Here is a 21649-nt window from a genome sequence, read left to right on the forward strand (position 1 = left end):
GTCACACCGTCAATGCCATCAGTGCCCGATGGCCCTGTTGATCCAGTTGGTCCTGGAGTCCCAGCGCCGGTCGGCCCTGTAATGCCATCAGCGCCTGTCGGTCCCGTCACACCATCAGTGCCCGATGGCCCTGTTGATCCAGTTGCCCCCGGAGTCCCAGCGCCGGTCGGCCCTGTAATACCATCAGCGCCGGTCGGTCCTGTCACACCGTCAATGCCATCAATGCCCGATGGTCCTGTTGATCCAGTTGCCCCCGGAGTCCCAGCGCCGGTCGGTCCTGTAATACCATCAGCGCCGGTCGGTCCTGTCACACCGTCAATGCCGTCAATGCCCGATGGTCCAGTCGGCCCTGGAGTACCAGCTCCCGTAATACCGGTCGGTCCAGTTACTCCATCAATGCCCGTTGGCCCAGTCGCTCCAGTTGCCCCCGGAGTCCCAGCCCCTGTTGGTCCCGTTACGCCGTCAATACCTCTACTCCCAGTTGCCCCCGTCGATCCAGTTGAACCTGTAGACCCAGCGCCGGTCGATGTTGATCCTCCGATGGGTCCTTGAGGTCCTTGGGCACCCTGTAAGCCTGTTGGTCCTACTACTCCGTCTATACCAGTTAGACCAGTTAGGCCAGTTCGTCCCCTACCTTGAGGTCCTCTAGGTCCTTTTGGTCCTTGAGGTCCACGGAGTCCATATCGACCCCGGCACCCTTTAGGACCCTTAGGACCTTGAGGTCCTTGAGGTCCGCGTCGACCTCTGTATTTTCTAGAATAACCATGTAAGAAAGGAAGGATATATCTCCTACGTTGGCTCATCTCCTCACTCCTAAACTTTTGATATAACAGGATACGAATTCATAGCAGGAAGTGATATAAATAAATGACTATTTTTTATGTTTCGAGGATGAAACAATAGGGTCATAGACCAACGTCTGTCTGGTATCCCCATTGCTGAACACAAATAAATAATCCCTGCTCTATTAAAGAACAGGGAATTTCGTTGTACTATATTTCAGCAAGGAATCTACTACCATCCTCCTCGCCCTTTTTTGCTAGTCTACATATTTGTACATGCTTTTAAACAGAGAATCACTTACTGCAAGCGGACCACCTTGAACAAAGATCTGATCGATTCCTCCATTTATTCTTTATTGACGATTTTTCATATTTTTATTGACGAATTATTGTAAAATGAAATATATTTTTAGTGTATTTTAAACAATTTTATATATATCTATGAAAAGGGGAGTATCGAGGATGAGAAAGAAGAAACGAATGTTTCTCCGTAGAATGTTATTAATGATAATGTCATTTTTTATATTCTTTGGAACAGCATTCCCTACTTCTACCCATGCAGCTGATTTTGCTAGTACGACGTATAAAGCTGCTGAGTGGGGTTTTCTATCTGTTTACATGAATGCGAAAGATGCATGGAACAAGATGACGGATCAGTGGACCGTAGCATCGGAGAAGAGTAATGGAAGTAAGGAACTTACCGAGAATCAGAAGAGTCTACCAGTAAAAGAAACTACTCCTAAAGGAAAGAAGGTGGAAGATCCTAAGAGGACTAAGGAGTTAGTGGAACAAAGGAAGCTAAATGCGAAGTTCTACGAGCTTTCAGATAGTCGGATTGAAGCGGAGATAAGCTCAGATCCCGTCCACTATCGAGATTCGAATGGAAAATTACAAGATATAAAAAATGATATCTCGAAAGCGAACCAAAAGGGATATGTATATAGTAACGAAAAAAATCAATTTAAGACGTTCTTTAGCGATAGAGCAAATGAATTAGTCAAGATTACGAGTGGAAAACATGCTATATCGATGGGATTAAAAACTCCAGATAAATCGCAAGCCTCCCCGACTGTAAAAGGGAACATCATCTCGTTTCCAGATATCTTGAATAAAAGTAAAATCGAATATCAAACTGAAAATAGCAAAGTAAAAGAACGGATTATCTTAAACTCGAAACCAGAGAATAATGTATTTGACTTTGTACTAGAAACAGGCGATTTAGAGCCAAAGGTACAATCAGATGGTACGATTTTATTTGTAGATAAAGGCGATGTTGGCGTTTTTAAGATTCCAAAGCCATTTATGTACGATAGTAAAAAAGAAGAAGATTCTCCTTATGGCTATGCTTGGAGCCATGATGTGAAGCAAGAAATTGTACACGTGGATGGTAAAAACATTTTACGTGTGACTGCCAATAAAGAATGGTTAAGCGATAGTAGTAGAAGTTTTCCAATTATTTTGGACCCCACATTAGAAATACAGCCAACTCCAGGTCACGGAGCCCAAAGTAGTAAAGATACGATGATTAACAGTTCCTCACCTACCACAAACTATAATGATAACTGGAAACTATCTGTAGGTGCAGATTCGTCGCAAACTTCACGCTCTCTTGTTAAATTTGATACTTCTGTTATTCCATCAGGAAGTAAGATTGATTTTGCACAGGTACAGCTTTATTACGATCAAAACTTCTGTTCGGGTTGTAAGGATACGGACCACGATGTAACCTTTAGCCTTCACCGAGTCCTTCAAGACTGGAATCCAGCCGAGGCTACTTGGAAGGAAGCGAAGAAAGGGGAGGCGTGGAAAACGCCAGGTGGAACGTTTCAGTCTAATGTAGAAGCAAGTACGTACGTGTTAGATAATACTGATTCAGATGGAGTCACGAAGAATGGTACATGGAACTTATCTTCCAATGTATCAGGCGGGGTCAATGGTAGTTATCATGCGGCACAGCCAAATGATAAGAGTGCGACTAACACCTTCACATGGAAGCCATACCTGAATGAAAGTGGAACATTTAATGTCGCGGCATCAAACGTAAAGGCATCCGACCGTGCGACTTCTGCCCCGTATACCATTGTTCATAATGGCGGGACATCGAAAGTCTACATCAATCAACGGACTGCCGATACCACCTATCAATGGCTCGGGCAATTCAAATTTGCCGCTGGAGATAGTCACAGTATCACGCTTTCTAACTATGATTCGAGTAAAAAAGTAGATGGAGCCGTGATTGCTGATGCGATTCGTTTTACTAAGGTAGCCGAAGTGGACAAATCCGCCAACGTGAATAACCGCTGGCATGATTACACAGCGCGCGACCTCGTTCAATCTTGGGTCGATGGAAGCCAAGAAAACTATGGAGTCCTCATCAAAGCGAAGGATGAATCGAAAAAAGTAGGAGGCGTGCGGTATACGGCCAGTCAGAACTACGATGAAAACGCCGTTCGACCGAAGCTAAAAGTAGTTTACGGTAAGCCATCCGTTTTACTATCGGAGCCTACTAAGATTTATGCCAACGGTGCAGAATTGAAATGGACAAAGTATAGCCGTACTGACTTTGTGGAGTACCAAATCCATCGAAGTACAGATCAGGCTTTTATCCCAGACGAGACTACCCTTGTCGCACCGATTCCGAATCAAAATACACTTACTTTCACCGATACCACAGCAACGCCAACACCTTCTTATAGCAGTAATCCATTTGGACGAGCCTATTTCTATCAGATTGCGGTGAAAACAGTAGACGGCACCATTGTTCCCTCTACGACTCAGCTTGTCCGGCTACCTAAATCGGGTATGACCATTCAAGTCTTGCAAAATGCTATTGATACTACTATATCGAGTGAGCATAAAAATACGAGCTTTAACTATCTAGATGAAAAAGGGAACCCGTGGGCATCCGTAGGGAACAACAGTGCGACATTTGGCAACACCCGCTCTCTTTACAAGTTTGACCTCTCTTCCATTCCTAATACAGCGAAAGTGGTCGATGCTGACTTTAGTCTGTGGAGTTGGCAACGGGATAGCACAGGTACAACCAATGCTATCTATAACGCGCACTATCTATGGAAGGATTTTGAATCAGTTCCCAAGACCACATGGTCCAGTCACAATGATGCCTTTCATAACTCGGTTCTCGATTTTGTTACCAACGTTACCAATGATCCTAAGTGACTCAATTGGGACGTCACGTCCGCCGCTGCCAGATGGGTCAAAGATGGTTCGAGCAATAGAGGTCTCATGATTCGCCAAAGTGACGAAGGAAGCAAGACAGCGAAAGAAAAACTACTTACGGTTAGTAGTGAGATGACCCTAGCTCCACAGCTGAAGCCGAAGCTAAAGGTTGTCTATATCGATAAAAAAGCCGCTAATTCATACTACGCACCAAAAACGCCTACTACGATGAAGGCAGGCGAAACGTATCCTGTGGAGATTACTCTCTCCAACCCGACGGATACCGCATGGAGCGGTAGTACTGATTCTCTTGGTTGCCACTGGGCATTACCGAATGGAACCGATCGCACCACCGAAGATAACTGTGTCGGGGCGCAATTTAAGCCGATTGATGCGAACGGCAATGAGTCTGTTACCACGGTCAATATCCCAGCGGGGGACACGATTACCGTTCGAGGAAATGTAAAAGCTCCTGCCATTAGCCAGCCGAACAAACTCCGTGAGGGGTTAGTCCTTCAGTGGGATTTGAAATTAAATGGCACATGGTTATCCAAGAGTGCAGATCCGATTCCTACTCTTAACCAGTTTGTTATGGTTGAAGACCCAAATGGAGCAAAGGATTTAGGGAATGACGATAATCATGCTTCCACAGATGAAGCAACAGGTACAGGCAGTAGCGCGAGCATGAACTTATATCGCGGAAATGCCAACTTTAGCTATTCTGTTTTTAGCAACCCATCCCGCGGCGATTTTATAAGCTCTGTGGACCTTACGTATAACAGTTTAGACACGAGTGATTCTGTGATCGGAGCGGGTTGGTCTCTTGATACCTCTAGTTTCGTTCGCCTCGGATCTTCGATGGAAGACCTAGTCTATATGGATAAACAGGGTCAAATTGTACAAGGCTCTATGAATCTATCAGATAGTGATGGGACAAGCCATACCTTTACATGGGACTCCAAAGCAAAAGAGTTCAAGTCTCAACCGGGAGATGAGCTGTACCTTCAATATCTACAAGGTGGTTCCAGTAGTAAGAAATGGGTGATTACAGAACCGAACCGTAGCCAATTCTTCTTTGATGAAAAAGGATACATGACGGAGGCATCCGATCAAACGGGGAACCTCCTTAAGTACACGTATGAGGAGAGAGCCGTTAACAATAAGCCTGTGAAGATGCTCCGTTACATCACAGATGCAGCGGGCAGGCAAACCGTAACCATTGACTACAACGACAACAACAAAGTCTCTCGGATCAAAGCAGTTAAACCAACTCTGTCCGATGTACCACAACAAGTAGTTGAATTTACCTATGATGCATCGAACCGCTTAGTGAAATTTACTGACGGGGCAGGGACCGATGTAGCGAAGTCGTACGAGTTTGTTTACGACTTGCTTTCTACTAACGTAATCAACCAAATCAAGGACCCAAAAGGAAACATTACCAAGTTTGACTACTATACGGATGGCGAGAACAAGCACCGTGTGAGTAAGATGACCAACCGGAAAAACGAAGTCATCACGTACACGTATAACGATAAAGAGAAAGAACGGATTGAAACCGACCTAAAAGGAAATTCCACCAAGTATCTCATGGATGATAAGGGGAACCTCATCAAATCTACCGATGCGAAAGGGAACGTGACAGAGTATCAGTACGATGCCAATCGAAACCTGACGTGGAAAAAAGACCCGAATGGAGCTATTACGACTTGGACCTATGATGAACTGGGTAATGTTCTAACCATGACTGACCCAGTCAATAATGCCATCTCGGACACAAGCAAGCGAAAATTCGTCCGCTACAATTACCAGTATTCGATGAATAAGCATGTAGCCGAATTGATTCAAATCACTTCGCCAGAAGGACGTGTTACGAAGAATACCTATGACACACTGGGTAACCTGATTTCGGTCGAAGATACCGAAGGAAATAAGACAACGACCGCTTATTACGGAAATACCGATCTTGTCAAAAGCATCACCAATGCCAACGGAAAAACCACAACCTTTGGCGATCCGGATGCACCCGACTTTGGCTACGATGTGACAGGAAAGCCGAAGAAAGTGACGAATTCCTTAGGAGAGACGACGCTCACCCAGTATGATGATTTTGGACAGGTGATCTCATCTACCAATTCGCAAGGAAAAACGTCTACTTTCAACTTCGACGTCTTCGGTCGTCCACTCGATTCCAAAATACCGAAGGATCAGGCTAAGGGAGAATACATTGTCAATCCAGCACCCGTCTATGATGCCAGTGATAATGTAATTGAGAAAACAACCCCAACGGGTGCAAAATTCCGCTACAAATATGATGAATATGATCGAATGATCGAAGAAATTGAACCGAAAGACAATCCAAGCGATCCAGAAAAGAAAACCACGTATTTCTATGATGTACTTGGGAATCTGGTCAAAGAAGTGGAGCCGAAAGGGAACCTCACTGACGACCCAGACGACTATACCACCAAGTATGAGTACAACGAGCTAAATAAACTTGTATCGATAACCAATAGTCAAGGGTATAAGATTACCTATGAATATGACTCTGTCGGAAATCAAGTGAAAGTGACCCAGCCAAAGGGAAACCTCACTCCTGACAATCCGAATGACTATGTCACCACCACTACCTTTGATCTAAACAACAATCCGATCAAAGCAACGGACATTGATGGAAAATCGATTGAAACCGTGTACGATGCAGACGGCAAGACCATCGAAAACAAAGATAAACAGGGTAATGTTCACAAAGTCTCGTATAACATCCGAGGGCTTGTAGCAGAAGAGCAGACCCCCTATCAGTCAGGAAAGACCCGAACCACTCGCTATACGTATGACAAACTGGGCAATGTCACTCAAGTCGATCCACCACGTGGAACCGCTACACCGTATGCTGACGACTTCGTGCAAAAGAAAACCTACGATGATCTCGGTCGTGTGAAAGAAATCATATTCCCACGTGATCCGAATAGCCCGAACCCACGCTTCAAGGAAGAGCAGAAAATCATCTACAACTATGATGAAGTGGGCAACGTCACGTCGGTTAGCACCCCGCCTTCCGAGGGACAAACCGAGCGTAACGTCTCTACCTTCACCTATTATGACAACGGCTTGCTGAAAACCGTTACGGATGGCTGGGGTGTAAAAACCACCTATGATTACAACCAAATCGGGAGCCAAGTAGAACGTGTTGTAACCAGTTCCGATGGGAAAGTCGAACGGAAAATGACGTGGGATTATTACCAAGACGGCAAACTGAAGAAAAACGTAGATGAAGGTCTACAAAACAAAGGTAGCTCAGCAGATACCGAGCGGAAACAGTTTGAGTATGTTTACGATATAAATGGCAACATTCTTTCCATGAAAGATTCCAGTAGCAACAAAAAAGTAGACGAATATCGTACTGCCTACACCCCTCTCAACCAAGTGAAAGAGGTACAGGAAGTCGTAGATGGCATCGTCAAACGAGGGATCCAATACGACTACGATGTTCACGGGAACTTGCTCAAGCAAGAGTACTCGGACAACATCTCCGAATACAGTTACAACGGCTTGGATCAAGTAACACAGTTCTCACAAAAGAAATCCGCTCAGGACAACAAACCGCAAATCTACAACTATCAGTACACGGTGAGCGGAAAGACCAAGCAAGAAACCAAGCCAAATGGAACCGTAACCGATTATCAATACAACCTAGACGGCTCCATGGCACAATGGGAAACCAAGAAAACAAATGGGACATCCTTACAAAAGCATACCTATGAGTATGACTTGCATGGAAACCCAACCAAGGATGTTTATACCGGTCTCGATGCGAACAACAAGACGATCAATAACACGTACGCATACACCTACGACCCACGAGATCGCCTCGTCCGCTATGACAAATCGGGAACCCAATCCTCCACAGAGGAATATGTCCTCGATGCGAATAGCAACCTCGTGCAAAAAACGAAGGACGGTGTACTCTCCACCTACAAATACGATAAAAATCGTCTTATCGAGGAAACCGAAGCAGGGCTTGCATCCAAGTACATCTACGATGCAATGGGTCGTATTGAAAAGATTACGTCCGATGGGAAAGACAAAGAAACCTTCGTCTATGACCAATTTGATCGTACCGTCGAGCATACGAAACTAGACAAAGATAAAGCTACCACCATCAAATCCCGTTTCACCTATGACCCACTCGATCGAACTACTTCTAAAGTAGAAAAAGCAGGTACAGATAACGAAAAGGCAACTGCTTTTAACTATCTAGGTACAAGCGACCAAGTCCTATCAGAAGAAGTCGCCGGTAAGATGACTAGATCCTACACCTACTCCGCATGGGGCGAGCGGATGACCATGCTAAAAGAGGATACGAAGGAGCTTTCCTACTTCGAAGCAGGGAACCGTGGCGTTGAGATGCTCACCGACGAGCAGGGAAATGTCCGTTCCACATACGGATATACGCCTTATGGTGAAGACGATAAGGACATGTTTACCGGTGTAGACAAGATCGATGCAACCAAGCCCGATCAGGACATGTACAACCCATTCCGCTACGAAGGCAAGCGCTGGGATCCAAATACCAAGTCCTACGACCTCGGATTCCGTGATTATCGCCCGGGAGAAGGAAGATTCCTCAGTAGTGACTCCTATAATGGAGCCGGTGCACACCTAGCTCTTATGATGGACGCAGGAAACTACAACCTGTACGGCTACGCTGGAGGAAATCCGATTTCCAATAGTGACCCAGATGGTCATTTCTGGGGCGAATTATGGGACAAAGCCAAGTCAGCAGGAAGCGCTATTGTTTCAGGCATATCTGAAGGTGTTTCATGGGCTTATGATAAAGTTTCCACAGGAATTAAAAAGGCTTACAATACCGTTTCTTCTGGTGTGAAAAAAATCTACAATAAAGTGAAGAGCGGAGTTAAGAAAGTTTACAACAAGGTCAAAAAGTTAGCAAAGAAAGTCTACAATACCGTCAAGAAGGCCTATAATAAGGTTAAGAAAACGGTCAAAAAGATTGTGAACAAGGTCAAGAACTACGTCAAAAATGTGGTCAAGCCTGCCGTCAAGAGAATCGTTAATAGCGTCAAGAAAGCGGTTCAGTCTGCTCCAAAATCGGCTTCGCAGTTTATTAGAGGGGCTAGTGATAGGGCGTTTAGTAATACTCTTACCTTTGGAATTGCAGATATAAGTGACCCTCACGAAGAAAAGGGGTTAGCCTATCATCTAGGAGCAATAGCAGGAGATGTCCTCACCATGGTAGGTGGCATATCTGCCACAGTTGGTGGTGGAGGCGAAGTCATTGTAGCCTGTGGAACAACTGCATGTGCCGCCGCCGCTCCAGGTGCCGCCGCAGCCTCTTGGGGTGTTGGTGCTACAGGTGGCGGAGCCAAGAATCTTGGTCAGGATATTTCCTCTTTGATCAATATGTTTTCTAGTGGTGGAGGCTCTAAGCCTATACAGGTTCACCACTATGTAACAAATAAAAGTAAAACCTATACACCCAAAATGAAAGAAATTACAGATAAGTATGGACTTGATTTAGATGATGCTTGGAATAAAGAGGCATTGCCACATCAAGGAAGACATCCGTATGCTTATCATGATCATGTTTTATCTCAATTGGAAAAATTTGATGGTATTGCGAAAGGGGATAGAAATACATTCTTGAACCTATTTGAAGGTCTTAAAAGTGAAATAAGAACGAATCCTGATATGCTGTATAAAAACTATTGGAGAAATCAATAAGATTTCTCCAATTACTAAGCGGTGGTGAATGTTGATGAAGTATTACAAAGTGTTAACAAGTGATAAAGGTAGTGAGGATATCATTGTATGTTACTGCAGTGATAGTGGTGGATTTGAAAGTTATGAGTTGAAGGAAGGGAAGTATGTTGACTTTCAAACTGAAAAAGAAATAGTATTCAACTTCGATCCGGCTGAAGGGAAATGCTCAACTGATTATTTAGTATGTGACAAAAATTGGTTTCTTGTGTCCGAGAGAGTGAAGATGGTGCTTGATTCATTGGAAGAACGTGGAGTGCAGTATATCCCTGTTAGAATTTACAATAAAGAGACAGATGAGAGCTTAGGAGGATATTCTGTGGCGAATGTGGTCAATGTCCTAGATGCTTTAAATCTGGAGTATTCAGATTACAGTATATTTGAATATGGTGAGAACCAGAAACTGGTTTCTGTGAAAAAGTATGCTTTGAACAGACAGTGTTTGGAGAATAAGCATGTTTTTAAATTACATGGTGATGAGTTTCCTTTGTTCGTGTCTGAAGAGTTCAAGAAAGAAGTTGAGAAGAATAAACTGACTGGGTTTGATTTTTTAGAGGTAAAGGTAATTTGAGCCTCAATAACCTCAAATCTTGATGGTTGCAAATGGAATGTTGTGGAGGGTAGAGTCAATTTAAGGCTCTTTCTTCACTTGTTTCCATAGATTGAAGGAGGGGATGAATTGAGTATATTTAAGTATCTGCATGAATTTCAGGAAGATATTTTATTCTTAGATGCGATCCAACAGGTAGAATGTAAATACTATGATCTATGTGTTGACTTTGCGTCAAAGGAAGATGCAGAACGCATCAAAGCAATGAATTTAGAAACGTACAAAGGAGAGTTAGAAACGTCTTTGTTGCAAGCAATGAAGTTGTCTAAGAAGAAACAGGCTAGGGCTATATATTATGAATATGATCTTGATAATAATTGGGACAGCCATTTCTTCCTTTGTAGTGACTATCGTCCTCTTGCTGAACAAGATGATGATTGGGCTTGTGATTGGGAGGATGTAGTCAAAGGGCCATATCTACCAGAATTTGCTAGAATTTACTCTGAGAATGGATTTGATTCTTCTAGAAAAGCAATCGGAATTACATTGTATTTAATTGCTAGAACTGTATGCGCATTCGCGAGTGTTTGTTATGGAACAGACAGGAGTGTTCCTCTATGTATTGGATTTCATGATCAAGATCCTATAGTACGGATTAATACGGATTAAAATTATTAGTTTGCATTGGCGGGCTTCTTCATGTAGAGGAAGCCGTTTTTCTTATATAACCATTAGTTTAGAAAGAGATTCTGTGGTTAGAAAGGATCCAAGATATCAGATGGAAAGAAGATGAGACGTTCTATAATCCATTAGGAGTATTGCTTTTGAAACCACTAGAAGATGAAGAGAATCCACTATGAACTTTATAGTGGATTCTCTTCATACTATCTCCGCAGGTCATTGGCAACAAATGAATTAAATAATGAATGGAAGAGATCTCCAGAAATTGAACTTACTGCGATCTCTGGTTTTGAATTCATAGCTTCATGGAGTTTTTCTACAGGGTCTATTGACAGGAGATTTAGAGAAAGCTTTGTGGCTAATTTAGTTTTCGACTTTCCGACTTCAATGTACTCTTCATTAGATTGAAGATAAATTAGAGTCTTTCTCATCTCGGCTAGTTGACCCTCTCCTGAAAATTTAAGTAAATCTGTCCAAAAAGGACAGGTAATCAAGATAAGAATAAACTCATCAAAACTTTTGGCAATTTTTCCTGCTGCTCCCTCAGAGCTTATATACACGACTGGTCGTTTCTCGATATTGCCTTCTCCCCATAAAGTAAAGAGACCGTCTGTACCGTTTTTGGCGATGATAATAGCTTGATCATCAACGACTATGTCTGACTCTAGTTCAATTGAATAAGGTTTAACAATTTCAAAGTCATAGGGCCATGCAAGTAGATTTGTAGCTTCAGCATCACTTGCTATTTTGTTGTATAAATTTGGAATTTCTAAATTAATTACCTCCCATTAAGTACGAACAAATTAATATTCCCATTCTACCATGAGTTAGTTAGAAATTGTGAATGTAATAGCTGAAACTTTGTTAGGAGCGGAGGTAGTGAAAGGGCCAGATTTGCTGGAGTTTTCTAGAATCTACTCTGAGAATGGATTTGATTCATCTAGAAAAGCAATTGGAAATACCTTATATTTAGTTGCTAGAACGGTATGTTCATTTGCTAATGCTTGTTATGGAATAGAGAGGACCATCCCTGTATGTATTGCATTTCATGATCAAGATCCTATATTACGGATTAGTAGAGATTAAAATTATTAATTTGCATTAACGGTTTCTCAATTTTGGGGATTCCGTTTTTTGTTTTTAATAAACCATTAAATGGAAATTAACAATTAAGTAGTATGATGACTACACTACTAAGTATGAGTACAACGAGCTAAACAAACTTGTATCAATAACCAGTAGTCAAGGGCATAAAATTACGTATGAATATGATTCTGTCGGAAATCAAGTGAAAGTGACCCAGACAAAGGGGAACCTCACTCCTGACAATCCGAATGACTATGTCACCACCTGTTGTCATTGCTTCAGCAGGTAATTTTTTTGTATTTTTTTCTATGAACCGGTAAGTTGACGATGAGGGGAGCGAAGTATGTTATTTACTATGAAAATAAAATAATCAAAAATAATGTTTGTTTAATTTATAAAGAAAATATAGAATGTTACATATAGATGTTTGGAGATTCGTAATCGAATTCCTACTTATTTTACAAAATGTTTGCAATCATATATGTATGGAAAACACAATCCGCCATTGTCCATGATGGCGGATATAAAATGTAATCATCAGGATAATAGGATGAAGGGCGTTCTTCTATGCTGGAATGGAACTAGGGAATTCAGTTGGTAGGATGTAAGGATATTGAGTGGATGGAGAGGGTTATTTGTGAAGAGGTACCGCGTTTTAGTAATCGGTGCAGGGAGAATGGCCGAGGCGATTTTTGCTGGATTGTTACGTACACAAGTGGAACATGTAGAGGGAATTGTGGTAACGAATCGCAATAATTCGGCTCGTTTGATAGAGATAAAAGAGAAGTATGATGTGACGGTGACTCATGATTGGCGGGAGTATATTGAGTCTGTGGATGTGGTGTTACTATCTGTGCCGCCACAACAACATCGTGAGTTATTGACTGAGATTGCCCCGTATATTCGTAAGCAGTTAGTGATAACGGTAGCGGCGGGTATTGGGCTTGATTTGTTAGAAGAACTTCTACCGATGAACACGCCTATTGCATGGGTTATGCCAAACACAGCTTCTCGTATTGGCGAGTCCATTTCCTTGTATACATGTGGACAACATGTCAGCCCAGATCATCGTAGGATGCTGGAGGTCATCGTGGCCGGGATTGGTGAGGCAGCGGAGTGTACTGAGGAGCAAGTGCACAACTTGACTGCGATTACGGGAAGCGCTCCGGCGTTTTTATATCTTTTTACAGAAGTGCTAGAAGAAGTCACTCAGGAATATGGTGTAAAACCCGAAATGGCTCGCAAGCTAGTCGTCCAAATGTTATTTGGCTCTGTGGCAATGCTGAAGCAAGGCGAAGAACCAGCCAAACTGCGTGACGATGTGACTACCCCAGGAGGCGTGACGGCGGCCGGGATAGAGGTACTAGAGAAGCGCGGATTCCACGATATTCTCCGTCAAACGATCTATGCCACCAATTCACGTGCCCGAGAGATGTTAGATCAATCATAAAATCAATCAGGCTAAAGAAGGACGGAGCGGACTAAGCCAGATCCACCAACCACTAGGGGGTGCAAAAACTGAAGAAAAGCTTACCATAGTGAGCTTACCACGACTCATTTGAACCACAGGTCAACTAGAACCACAGGAGGAAACCAAACATGTCTTTCATACAACTGAAAACAGAACTACCAGGCCCGCGCTCCCAAGAATGGATGGAGAGAATGTATCAATCCGTCGGAAAAGCCAAAGCCGAAAAAACACTCGTACCCGCGATCATTGACCACGCAGAAGGCGCATTAATTAACGACATTGATGGGAATCGATTCATTGATCTTGCTGGCGGTGTCGGTTCACTAAACGTGGGGCATAGTCATCCTCTTGTTGTACAGGCGATTCAAGAAGCAGCTACACGCTTTACCCATACCGATTATACCGTTGTACCTTACTCTTCCTATATTGAATTGGCTGAAGAGCTATGCCGCCGAGCTCCGGGTGACTTTTCGAAGAAGGCAGTCTTCATGAATTCAGGTGCGGAGGCTGTGGAGAGTGCGATTAAAATTGCCCGGAAGGCTACAGGGAAGAAAGCGATTATCTGTTTTGATGGCGCGTTTCATGGTCGTACGATGATGGCGCTTACCCTTACTTCCAAGGTCCGTCCGTACAAGGAAGGAATGGGACCTTTTGCGCCGGATGTGTATCGTGTTCCGTTTCCATATGTGTACCGTTGGCCGGGTTCTCCTTCTGAAGAGGAAGTGTGTCGGCAAGCGTTGGAATATCTGGAGAATACGTTTTCTACACAAGTATCGCCCGATGAGACTGCCGCGATCATCATGGAACCGATTCAAGGAGAAAATGGCTTTATCGTTCCACCAGCAGGCTATTTGAAAGGCGTGCAAGAGATCTGCTATAAATACAAAATATTGCTAATTTGTGATGAAGTACAGACAGGTTTTGGGCGAACGGGCGAGTTTTTAGCTTCTACCATCTTTGGAATTGAGCCGGATTTGATTACGCTGGGTAAATCCATTGCAGGTGGTCTTCCGTTATCCGGAGTGGTGGGGCGTACAGAGCTTCTGGATTCTGCGGGGGATGGCTCCATAGGCGGGACGTTTGTAGGAAATCCGGTCGCTTGTTCAGCGGCATTGGCTGTTTTGAAAGTGTATGATGCTGAGCAATTGGGCGAACGTGCGAAGCAGATCGGGGAGCAGATCGTTGAAGCGTTGATGCGATTTGCGGAACGTTCGATGATGATTGGTGAGATTCGTGGGATGGGTGCGATGCGTGCGGTTGAATTGGTACGAAACCAAGAGACGAGAGAGCCAGCGACTGAGGAGACGAATCAAATTATCAAGCGTTGTTTAGCTCGTGGTGTGATTATCTTTAAAGCTGGATTACATGGGAATGTGATTCGCTTCTTAACACCTCTGGTCATTACTCCGGAACAACTAGCTGAAGCGCTACAGGTGTTGCTTAACACGATGCGAGAAGTAGAAGAAGAGTTTACCCCTGGTAAGGAAATAACGGCTGTATAGTTTGTTTCATAAGTACGTTTCTGAACGGAGGAGTAGGATTGGAAAAGGATTTCCGCCGAGATCAATGGTCGTTATCGAAACAAGAACTTCTCGCTAAGATCCTAGAAGGCAAGAAAAGCTTATCGAAGGAGGAATCGATTCAACGTTATGAAGGAGACCGAGTTCCAGTCTCTTTTGCACAAAAGCGTTTATGGTTTCTAGATCAATTGTATCCGGGAAGCCCTGCATATAACGTTACGTATACGATGCGCCTTCGGGGTGTATTTCATATAGAGGCAATGCGCCGGAGTATCGAGGAGTTAGTAGCTCGACACGAGGGATTGCGAACTACCTTTCATAAGGAGCATGATCAACCATTTCAAGTAATTGCGGAAAAGGTTGAGTTAGCCATGCCGTGTGTGGATGTAACGCATATGCCTACAGAAAAGCGTGAAACAAAGGCGATGCAGCTCCTTTTGGAAGAGATGAAAACACCATTTGTTTTGGACAACGGTCCCTTGATTCGTGTGGTGTTTGTGAAATTGGATGAGCAGGACCATTTCTTCCTCCTTAATATTCATCATATCGTTTTTGATGGATGGTCAGCTGGAGTCTTTTTTAAGGATCTATCCACGCTTTACGAAGCTTATAGTAGAAGACAAGAGCTTGTCCAGCTACCGGAGTTGCCTCTTCGATACGTGGACTATACACATTGGCAACAAAACTGGTTCAAAGGTGGAGAGTTGGATCGTCAGCTTGAATATTGGGAAGAGCAACTGGGTGGAGAGTTACCTGTGCTCAATTTACCGTATGATCGCCCGAGACCCACTCAGCAAACTTTTCAGGGATCTTTGCAACATTTTACGATTCCTGCCTCCTTGTTAGAGAAATTGAAAGAGTTGAGCCAACAAGAAGGGGTTTCGTTGTTCATGACGTTGTTATCTGCCTTTAAAGCATTGATGTATCGTTATACCCGGCAGGAAGACATCTTAATAGCCTCCCCGATTGCGAATCGGACGCGAAGTGAGTGGGAGAAGGTTGTGGGATTCTTTGCAAATACGCTGGTTCTACGGACAGATTTGTCAGGGACACCGTCATTTCGAGAGTTATTACAACGGGTTCAGCAGGTGACACTTAGTGCCTATTCAAACCAAGATGTTCCGTTTGAGCAGATCGTGGAAAAGCTGATGCCGAATCGGGATTTAAGTATGAATCCGATATTTCAGATTATGTTTAATTTTGTAGATTTGCCAGAAGAAACTCAGTTCCATGGTCTGGAAACACAATTTCTCGATATCGATAATGGCACAACTAAGTTTGACTTCGAAGTCCAATTAACGGAAAACAAAGATGGGATCCACGGAAGGTTTGAATATAGTACGGATTTGTTCGATGAGTCAACAATTCAGCGTATGATGGCGCATTACCATACGCTATTAGAAGGAATCGCCCAAGATCGAGAGCAATCGATTGCTGAATATAACTTGCTACAAGAGGAAGAGCGACATCTGCTGTTACATGAGTGGAATGAAACCGATGCCGATTATCCAGCAGATATGTGTTTACATCAATTGTTTGAAGAGCAAGTGGAGAAAACACCTGATGAGATAGCGGTGATTTTTGAGGGGAAGTCGACTAGCTATCGTGAGCTGAATCAGAGGGCGAATGGATTTGCACAGCGTTTGCGCCAATTGGGTGTGGGAGCAGAGGTGAAGGTAGGGGTTTGTCTAAGGCGTTCGTTAGAAACAGTTGTGGCGGTGCTCGGGATTTTGAAAGCGGGCGGAGCGTACGTATCGCTTGATCCGAATGAGCAAACGGAACGACTTCAGCACTTCATGGAGGATGCACAGCTTTCTCTCATCATCACCAATCAACACTTGGATTCGGTTATTCCGGACTCTACTGTGCCGAGGATCCATATCGATCAGATGTGGAATGAGCTAGAGCTTCTGGACGAGAATGTAGTGAGTAGGAATCCCGATAGTCTGATTTATATCGTATATACCTCGGGCACTACAGGGAAACCCAAAGGGATTGCGATGACGCATCGTCCCTTGATGAATTTGATTACGTGGCAGACAAAGAAGTGGATTCATCCTGCGAAGGCGCGTTCTCTGCAATTTTCAAGCCTTGGCTTTGATATGTCTTGTTTCGAGTTTTTTACCACTTTTATAGCTGGAGGGACGCTTGTCATTCCAACAGATGAGGAGCGGAATGATCCCGAGAGATTGTTAGCATTGCTGACGGAAGAGAGAGTGGAACGTGCTTACTTTCCGTATGTGGCGCTTCAACAGTTGGCTGAGTTGTCGTTGCAAAGCAACAGCAATGTGATGTTAGCGATTAAACTCAGGGAGATCGCGGTGGCAGGGGAACAGCTCCGTCTTTCGCCCAATATTGTTGATTTTCTGAAGCGGCTGGATGGCTGTGTGCTTCATAATCACTATGGTCCTTCTGAAGCACATGTCATAGCATCTTACCCTGTCATGATTGAGGAGGAACAGCGAGTTCTTGCCCCCGTTGGCCGTCCCATTGCCAATACGAAAATCTATCTTCTAGATCAGCAGATGAAACCTGTCCCAATTGGTGTGTCAGGTGAGGTGTATGTAGCAGGTGTCTGTTTGGCAAGGGGATACATCAATTTGCCGGATAAGACGGAAGAGCGATTTGTAAGCAATCCATTTAGCACAGATCCACATGCAAAAATGTACCGAACGGGGGATTTAGCTAGGTATCTTCCGGATGGCAATATTCAATTCCTCGGTCGGGTGGATGACCAAGTCAAAATTCGTGGCTATCGAGTTGAGCCTGGGGAGATTGAAGTCGTTCTGCAAAAGGCTCCAGCTATCCAAGAAGTGATCGTCATCGCGAAAGAAGAAGCACCGGGGCGTATGGAACTGATTGCCTACTATGTGGCGAGTCAAAAGCTAGAGAGCGAGGAATTGAGAACCTATCTGCTAAGCAAACTTCCCGACTACATGGTGCCTGTTTTTTATGTTCAATTGGAAGAAATGCCGTTAACCTCAGGTGGTAAGGTGAATCGAAGGGCTCTCCCTGAGCCAGATCGGACCTCAGGCCATCAAGCAATGTGGCAGGAACCAGAGACACCCGTTGAACAGAAATTAGCCCTTATTTGGGAAGAGGTGCTAGGGCGGACTGCGGTGAGTCGTGAGGATCACTTTTTCCGTTTGGGAGGTCACTCGCTTTTGGCAACGCAAGTGATATCCCGGGTACGTACCCGATTTCAGGTCGAAGTCCCGCTTCGGTTAATCTTTGAAGTGCCGATTTTAAAAGATTTGGCAAAGCGTATCGAGCAAGAGGTAGCGCAACAACCATTATCATCAAAGGAAGCGATTCAGCCGTATCCGAGAGAACACACTATGTTAGCCTCTTATGCGCAACATCGTCTGTGGTTTTTAGACCAATTGAACCCAGCAAGTACAGCTTACCATATGCCGTATGCGGTTCATCTACAAGGTCATGTTGATATAGAAGCAATGAGGCGGAGTGTGCAAATGCTGGTCGATCGGCATGAAGGTCTTCGTACTAACTTTGTAAAGAAGGATGATCAACCGTTTCAAGTGATTGCGGAGAAGTTGGAATTAGATATGCCTTGCATTGATGTAACCCATCTTCCGAAAGAAGAACGTGAAGCTGAAGCGATGCGTCTCCTTGTGGAAGATGCCAAAGCTCCGTTTGACTTGCAACAGGATCCGTTAATCAGGGTGAAATTGATTCGCTTAGATGAGCAAGCGTATTTCGTTTCGATTCATTTTCATCACATCATTATGGATGGTTGGTCAGCAGGGATCTTTTTTAAGGAGCTAGCAGCTCTCTATGAAGGAGAAATCCTGCAAACAAAGGTACATTTGCCAGAGCTAGATCTTCAATATGTGGATTATGCAGAGTGGCAACGGGAGTGGTTACGAGGAGAAGTGTTAGAGAGTCAGCTGAAGTATTGGGAGAAGCAATTGGATGGGGAATTGGCTGTTTTAGCCTTGCCATATGACTACACACGACCTTCTAAGCAATGGTTCCATGGGGATGTACACTATTTTACCCTTCCGGCATCGCTTCATCAGAAGCTAAAAGAGTTGAGTCAACAAGAAGAGGCTTCGTTGTACATGACCTTGCTGGCGGCTTTTAAGGTTTTGGTGTATCGCTATACCCATCAGGAGGACATCGTAGTTGCCGCCCCGATAGCCAACCGGACTCGTAGTGAGTGGGATGGAGTTATTGGATTTTTCGCCAATACCGTTGTCCTGCGCACGGATTTGTCCGGGATTCCCTCTTTCCGCGAGTTGCTACAACGCGTTCGTAGGATGACGTTGGATGCGTATTCGAACCAAGATGTGCCGTTTGAGAAGGTTGTCGAGAAGCTAATGCCGAATCGCGATGTAAGTATGAATCCATTGTTTCAAGTGATGTTTAACTATATTGAATCCACCTATGAAACGGAGTTTTACGGGCTGAAGAGTAAGTTTGTCGATGTGGATAATGATACAGCAAAGTTTGATTTTGAAGTGCAGATCATGGAAACGAGCGATGGAATAGAAGGAAGGGTGGAGTATAGTACAGATTTATTCGATGGTACATCGATTGAGCGGATGATTATGCACTATCACACTCTTTTGGAAGAGTTAGTGGTAGCTCCAGAGCAGTCGATTTTGGAGTATAACTTGCTACAAGCGGAAGAGCGACATCTGCTGTTACACGAATGGAATCAAACAGCGGTCGATTATCCAGCTGATCGATGCCTCCATCACGTGTTTGAGGAGCAAGTGATTCGAACGCCGGATGAGGTTGCTGTTATCTTCCGAGATGAGTCGATTACCTATCGTGAGCTGAATCAACGAGCGAATGGACTCGCCCAACGATTACGCCAGTTTGGGGTAGGGGCTGAGACGCGAGTAGGGATTTGCCTGAGCCGATCGATTGAGATGGTCGTTAGCGTACTTGCGACGTTGAAAGCGGGAGGGGCTTATGTCTCGCTTGATCCACAAGATCATAGAGCACGCCTTCAATATATCGTTGAGGATGCACAGCTGATTCTCGTGTTGACCCAGATGGAGTTAGATTCCCTTATTCCGAGCACAACGGCAGCTCAAAAAGTGTACCTAGATCTCATTTGGGACGAATTAGATTGGAACGATGAGAATAGGGATAGTTGTACTCCGGAGAATCTGATGTATCTCGTTTATACGTCAGGATCGACGGGTAAGCCTAAAGGGGTTGAGTTGACACATCGAGCGATGGTGAATTTGGTAACGTGGCAAAAAGAAAAATGGGTACATTCCCAAAAAGCGCGAGTTCTCCAATTTGCTAGTTTAAGCTTTGATATGTCGTGCCTCGAGTTTTTTGCAACGTTTGATACGGGATCTACCTTAATCCTGACGAGTGAAGATGATCGTACGGATCCAGAACGATTGCTATCATTGTTATCTGAGCAAGAAGTGGAGCGTTCTTATTTTCCTTATGTAGCCTTGCAACAATTGGCCGAAGTGGCAATTCAGCGGGACGTGTTAGACCTCAAGTTGCGTGAGATTTTGGTAGCGGGCGAACAGCTGAATCTCACCACGCAGATCGTCCAATTTTTAAAGCGACTTGATGGTTGTGTACTTCATAATCACTATGGTCCTTCGGAGACACATGTGGTCACAACTTATCCAGTATGTCCCTTCAAGGAGAAGCGAACTCTTCCGCCGATTGGTAGACCGATCGCCAATACAAAAGTGTACATCTTAGACAGTAAAATGCGCCCTGTCCCGATTGGAGTGCCAGGTGAATTATATTTTTCGGGATTTTGTTTGGCGAGAGGGTACTTTCATCAACCAGAAATGACCCAAGAAAGATTTATCATGAATCCGTTCAGTGGAGATCCGAGCGAAAAACTATATAAAACCGGTGATCTAGCCCGCTATTTGCTAGATGGAAACATCCAGTATCTGGGTCGCGTCGATGATCAGGTTAAGATTCGTGGATACCGGGTCGAGTCGGGAGAGATTGAAGTGACGATGCTGAGGTATCCGGGCTTGGTGGAAGCCGTCGTTGTGGCTCGAACAGACTTATCCAGTAGAATCGAGCTGGTTGCTTACTATGTGGCGAATGAGAAAATGGATCCAGACTCGGAAAAGATAAGATCCTACCTAGTAAGCCAATTGCCCGATTACATGGTTCCTACCTTTTATATTCAACTTGCTGAGATGCCGCTAACATCAAGTGGTAAGATCGATCGACGCTCGCTTCCTAAGCCTGATCTCAGCGCCAACAACCACACGGCTAGATGGACAGAACCAGCAACACCGATCGAACAAAAACTAGCCTTGATCTGGGAAGACGTACTCGAACGCACCTCCATTGGTCGTGACGATCATTTCTTCCGCCTAGGAGGTCACTCCCTCTTAGCGACTCGCATCATTTCCCGTATCCGCCGAGATTTCCAAATCGACGTGCCTCTGCAACTCATCTTTGAGGCACCTATTTTAAAAGACTTGGCGATCCGCATTGAACAGGCAACGACAACAGCAGGCAACGCACAAGCCCCGCGTGCCATCAAGCGCCAACCGAGGAAAATCAATTCTCGAATCAAGAAACAGCCGTAAAGGACCATTAACTCATCTACGCAGAATAGGAGGTACTC

General features: G+C 44.3%; 10 protein-coding genes. 8 read left to right on the forward strand and 2 right to left on the reverse strand.

Features of this window, described 5'->3' with window-relative positions; all coding sequences use genetic code 11:
- Window positions 1–803 (reverse strand): collagen-like domain-containing protein (locus tag J2Z48_RS14130; RefSeq protein ID WP_503128554.1); only part of this gene is annotated, 803 nt, incomplete at its 3' end.
- Between the two features lie 441 nt (window positions 804–1244).
- Here J2Z48_RS14130 and J2Z48_RS14135 point away from each other — a divergent pair.
- From J2Z48_RS14135 to J2Z48_RS14150, 4 genes are all read left to right on the forward strand, one after another.
- Entirely contained in the window at window positions 1245–3962 is a 2718-nt protein-coding gene (locus J2Z48_RS14135) for a DNRLRE domain-containing protein (RefSeq protein WP_307254577.1), read from the forward strand.
- Window positions 3963–4028: 66 nt separating this feature from the next.
- A complete protein-coding gene (locus J2Z48_RS14140) occupies window positions 4029–9707 on the forward strand; it encodes an RHS repeat-associated core domain-containing protein (protein WP_307254578.1) in 5679 nt (1892 codons plus the stop codon).
- A gap of 34 nt (window positions 9708–9741) precedes the next feature.
- Window positions 9742–10314 carry an imm11 family protein gene (locus tag J2Z48_RS14145; RefSeq protein WP_307254580.1) on the forward strand — a complete coding sequence of 191 codons (573 nt, stop codon included), beginning with the start codon at window positions 9742–9744 and terminating at the stop codon, window positions 10312–10314.
- A gap of 108 nt (window positions 10315–10422) precedes the next feature.
- Complete coding sequence (locus J2Z48_RS14150; protein WP_307254581.1) at window positions 10423–10962, forward strand: hypothetical protein; 540 nt, start codon at window positions 10423–10425, stop codon at window positions 10960–10962.
- Between the two features lie 215 nt (window positions 10963–11177).
- Here J2Z48_RS14150 and J2Z48_RS14155 read toward each other — a convergent pair whose 3' ends face one another.
- Complete coding sequence (locus J2Z48_RS14155; protein WP_307254582.1) at window positions 11178–11534, reverse strand: hypothetical protein; 357 nt, start codon at window positions 11532–11534, stop codon at window positions 11178–11180.
- Between the two features lie 319 nt (window positions 11535–11853).
- Between J2Z48_RS14155 and J2Z48_RS14160 the strand changes: the two genes are divergently transcribed.
- The 4 genes from J2Z48_RS14160 (at window position 11854) to J2Z48_RS14175 (ending at window position 21611) form a co-directional block, all read left to right on the forward strand.
- Window positions 11854–12060 carry a hypothetical protein gene (locus tag J2Z48_RS14160; RefSeq protein WP_307254584.1) on the forward strand — a complete coding sequence of 69 codons (207 nt, stop codon included), beginning with the start codon at window positions 11854–11856 and terminating at the stop codon, window positions 12058–12060.
- A 613-nt stretch (window positions 12061–12673) separates the two neighbouring features.
- Window positions 12674–13510 carry a pyrroline-5-carboxylate reductase gene (proC, locus tag J2Z48_RS14165; RefSeq protein ID WP_307254586.1) on the forward strand — a complete coding sequence of 279 codons (837 nt, stop codon included), beginning with the start codon at window positions 12674–12676 and terminating at the stop codon, window positions 13508–13510.
- 149 nt (window positions 13511–13659) lie between these two features.
- Entirely contained in the window at window positions 13660–15033 is a 1374-nt protein-coding gene (gabT, locus tag J2Z48_RS14170) for a 4-aminobutyrate--2-oxoglutarate transaminase (protein ID WP_307254588.1), read from the forward strand.
- 38 nt (window positions 15034–15071) lie between these two features.
- Window positions 15072–21611, forward strand: a complete 6540-nt coding sequence (locus J2Z48_RS14175) for a non-ribosomal peptide synthetase (RefSeq protein ID WP_307254590.1) — start codon at window positions 15072–15074, stop codon at window positions 21609–21611.
- Window positions 21612–21649: the final 38 nt, after the last annotated feature.

This window comes from Croceifilum oryzae, from assembly GCF_030814315.1.
Taxonomy (GTDB): domain Bacteria; phylum Bacillota; class Bacilli; order Thermoactinomycetales; family Thermoactinomycetaceae; genus Baia; species Baia oryzae.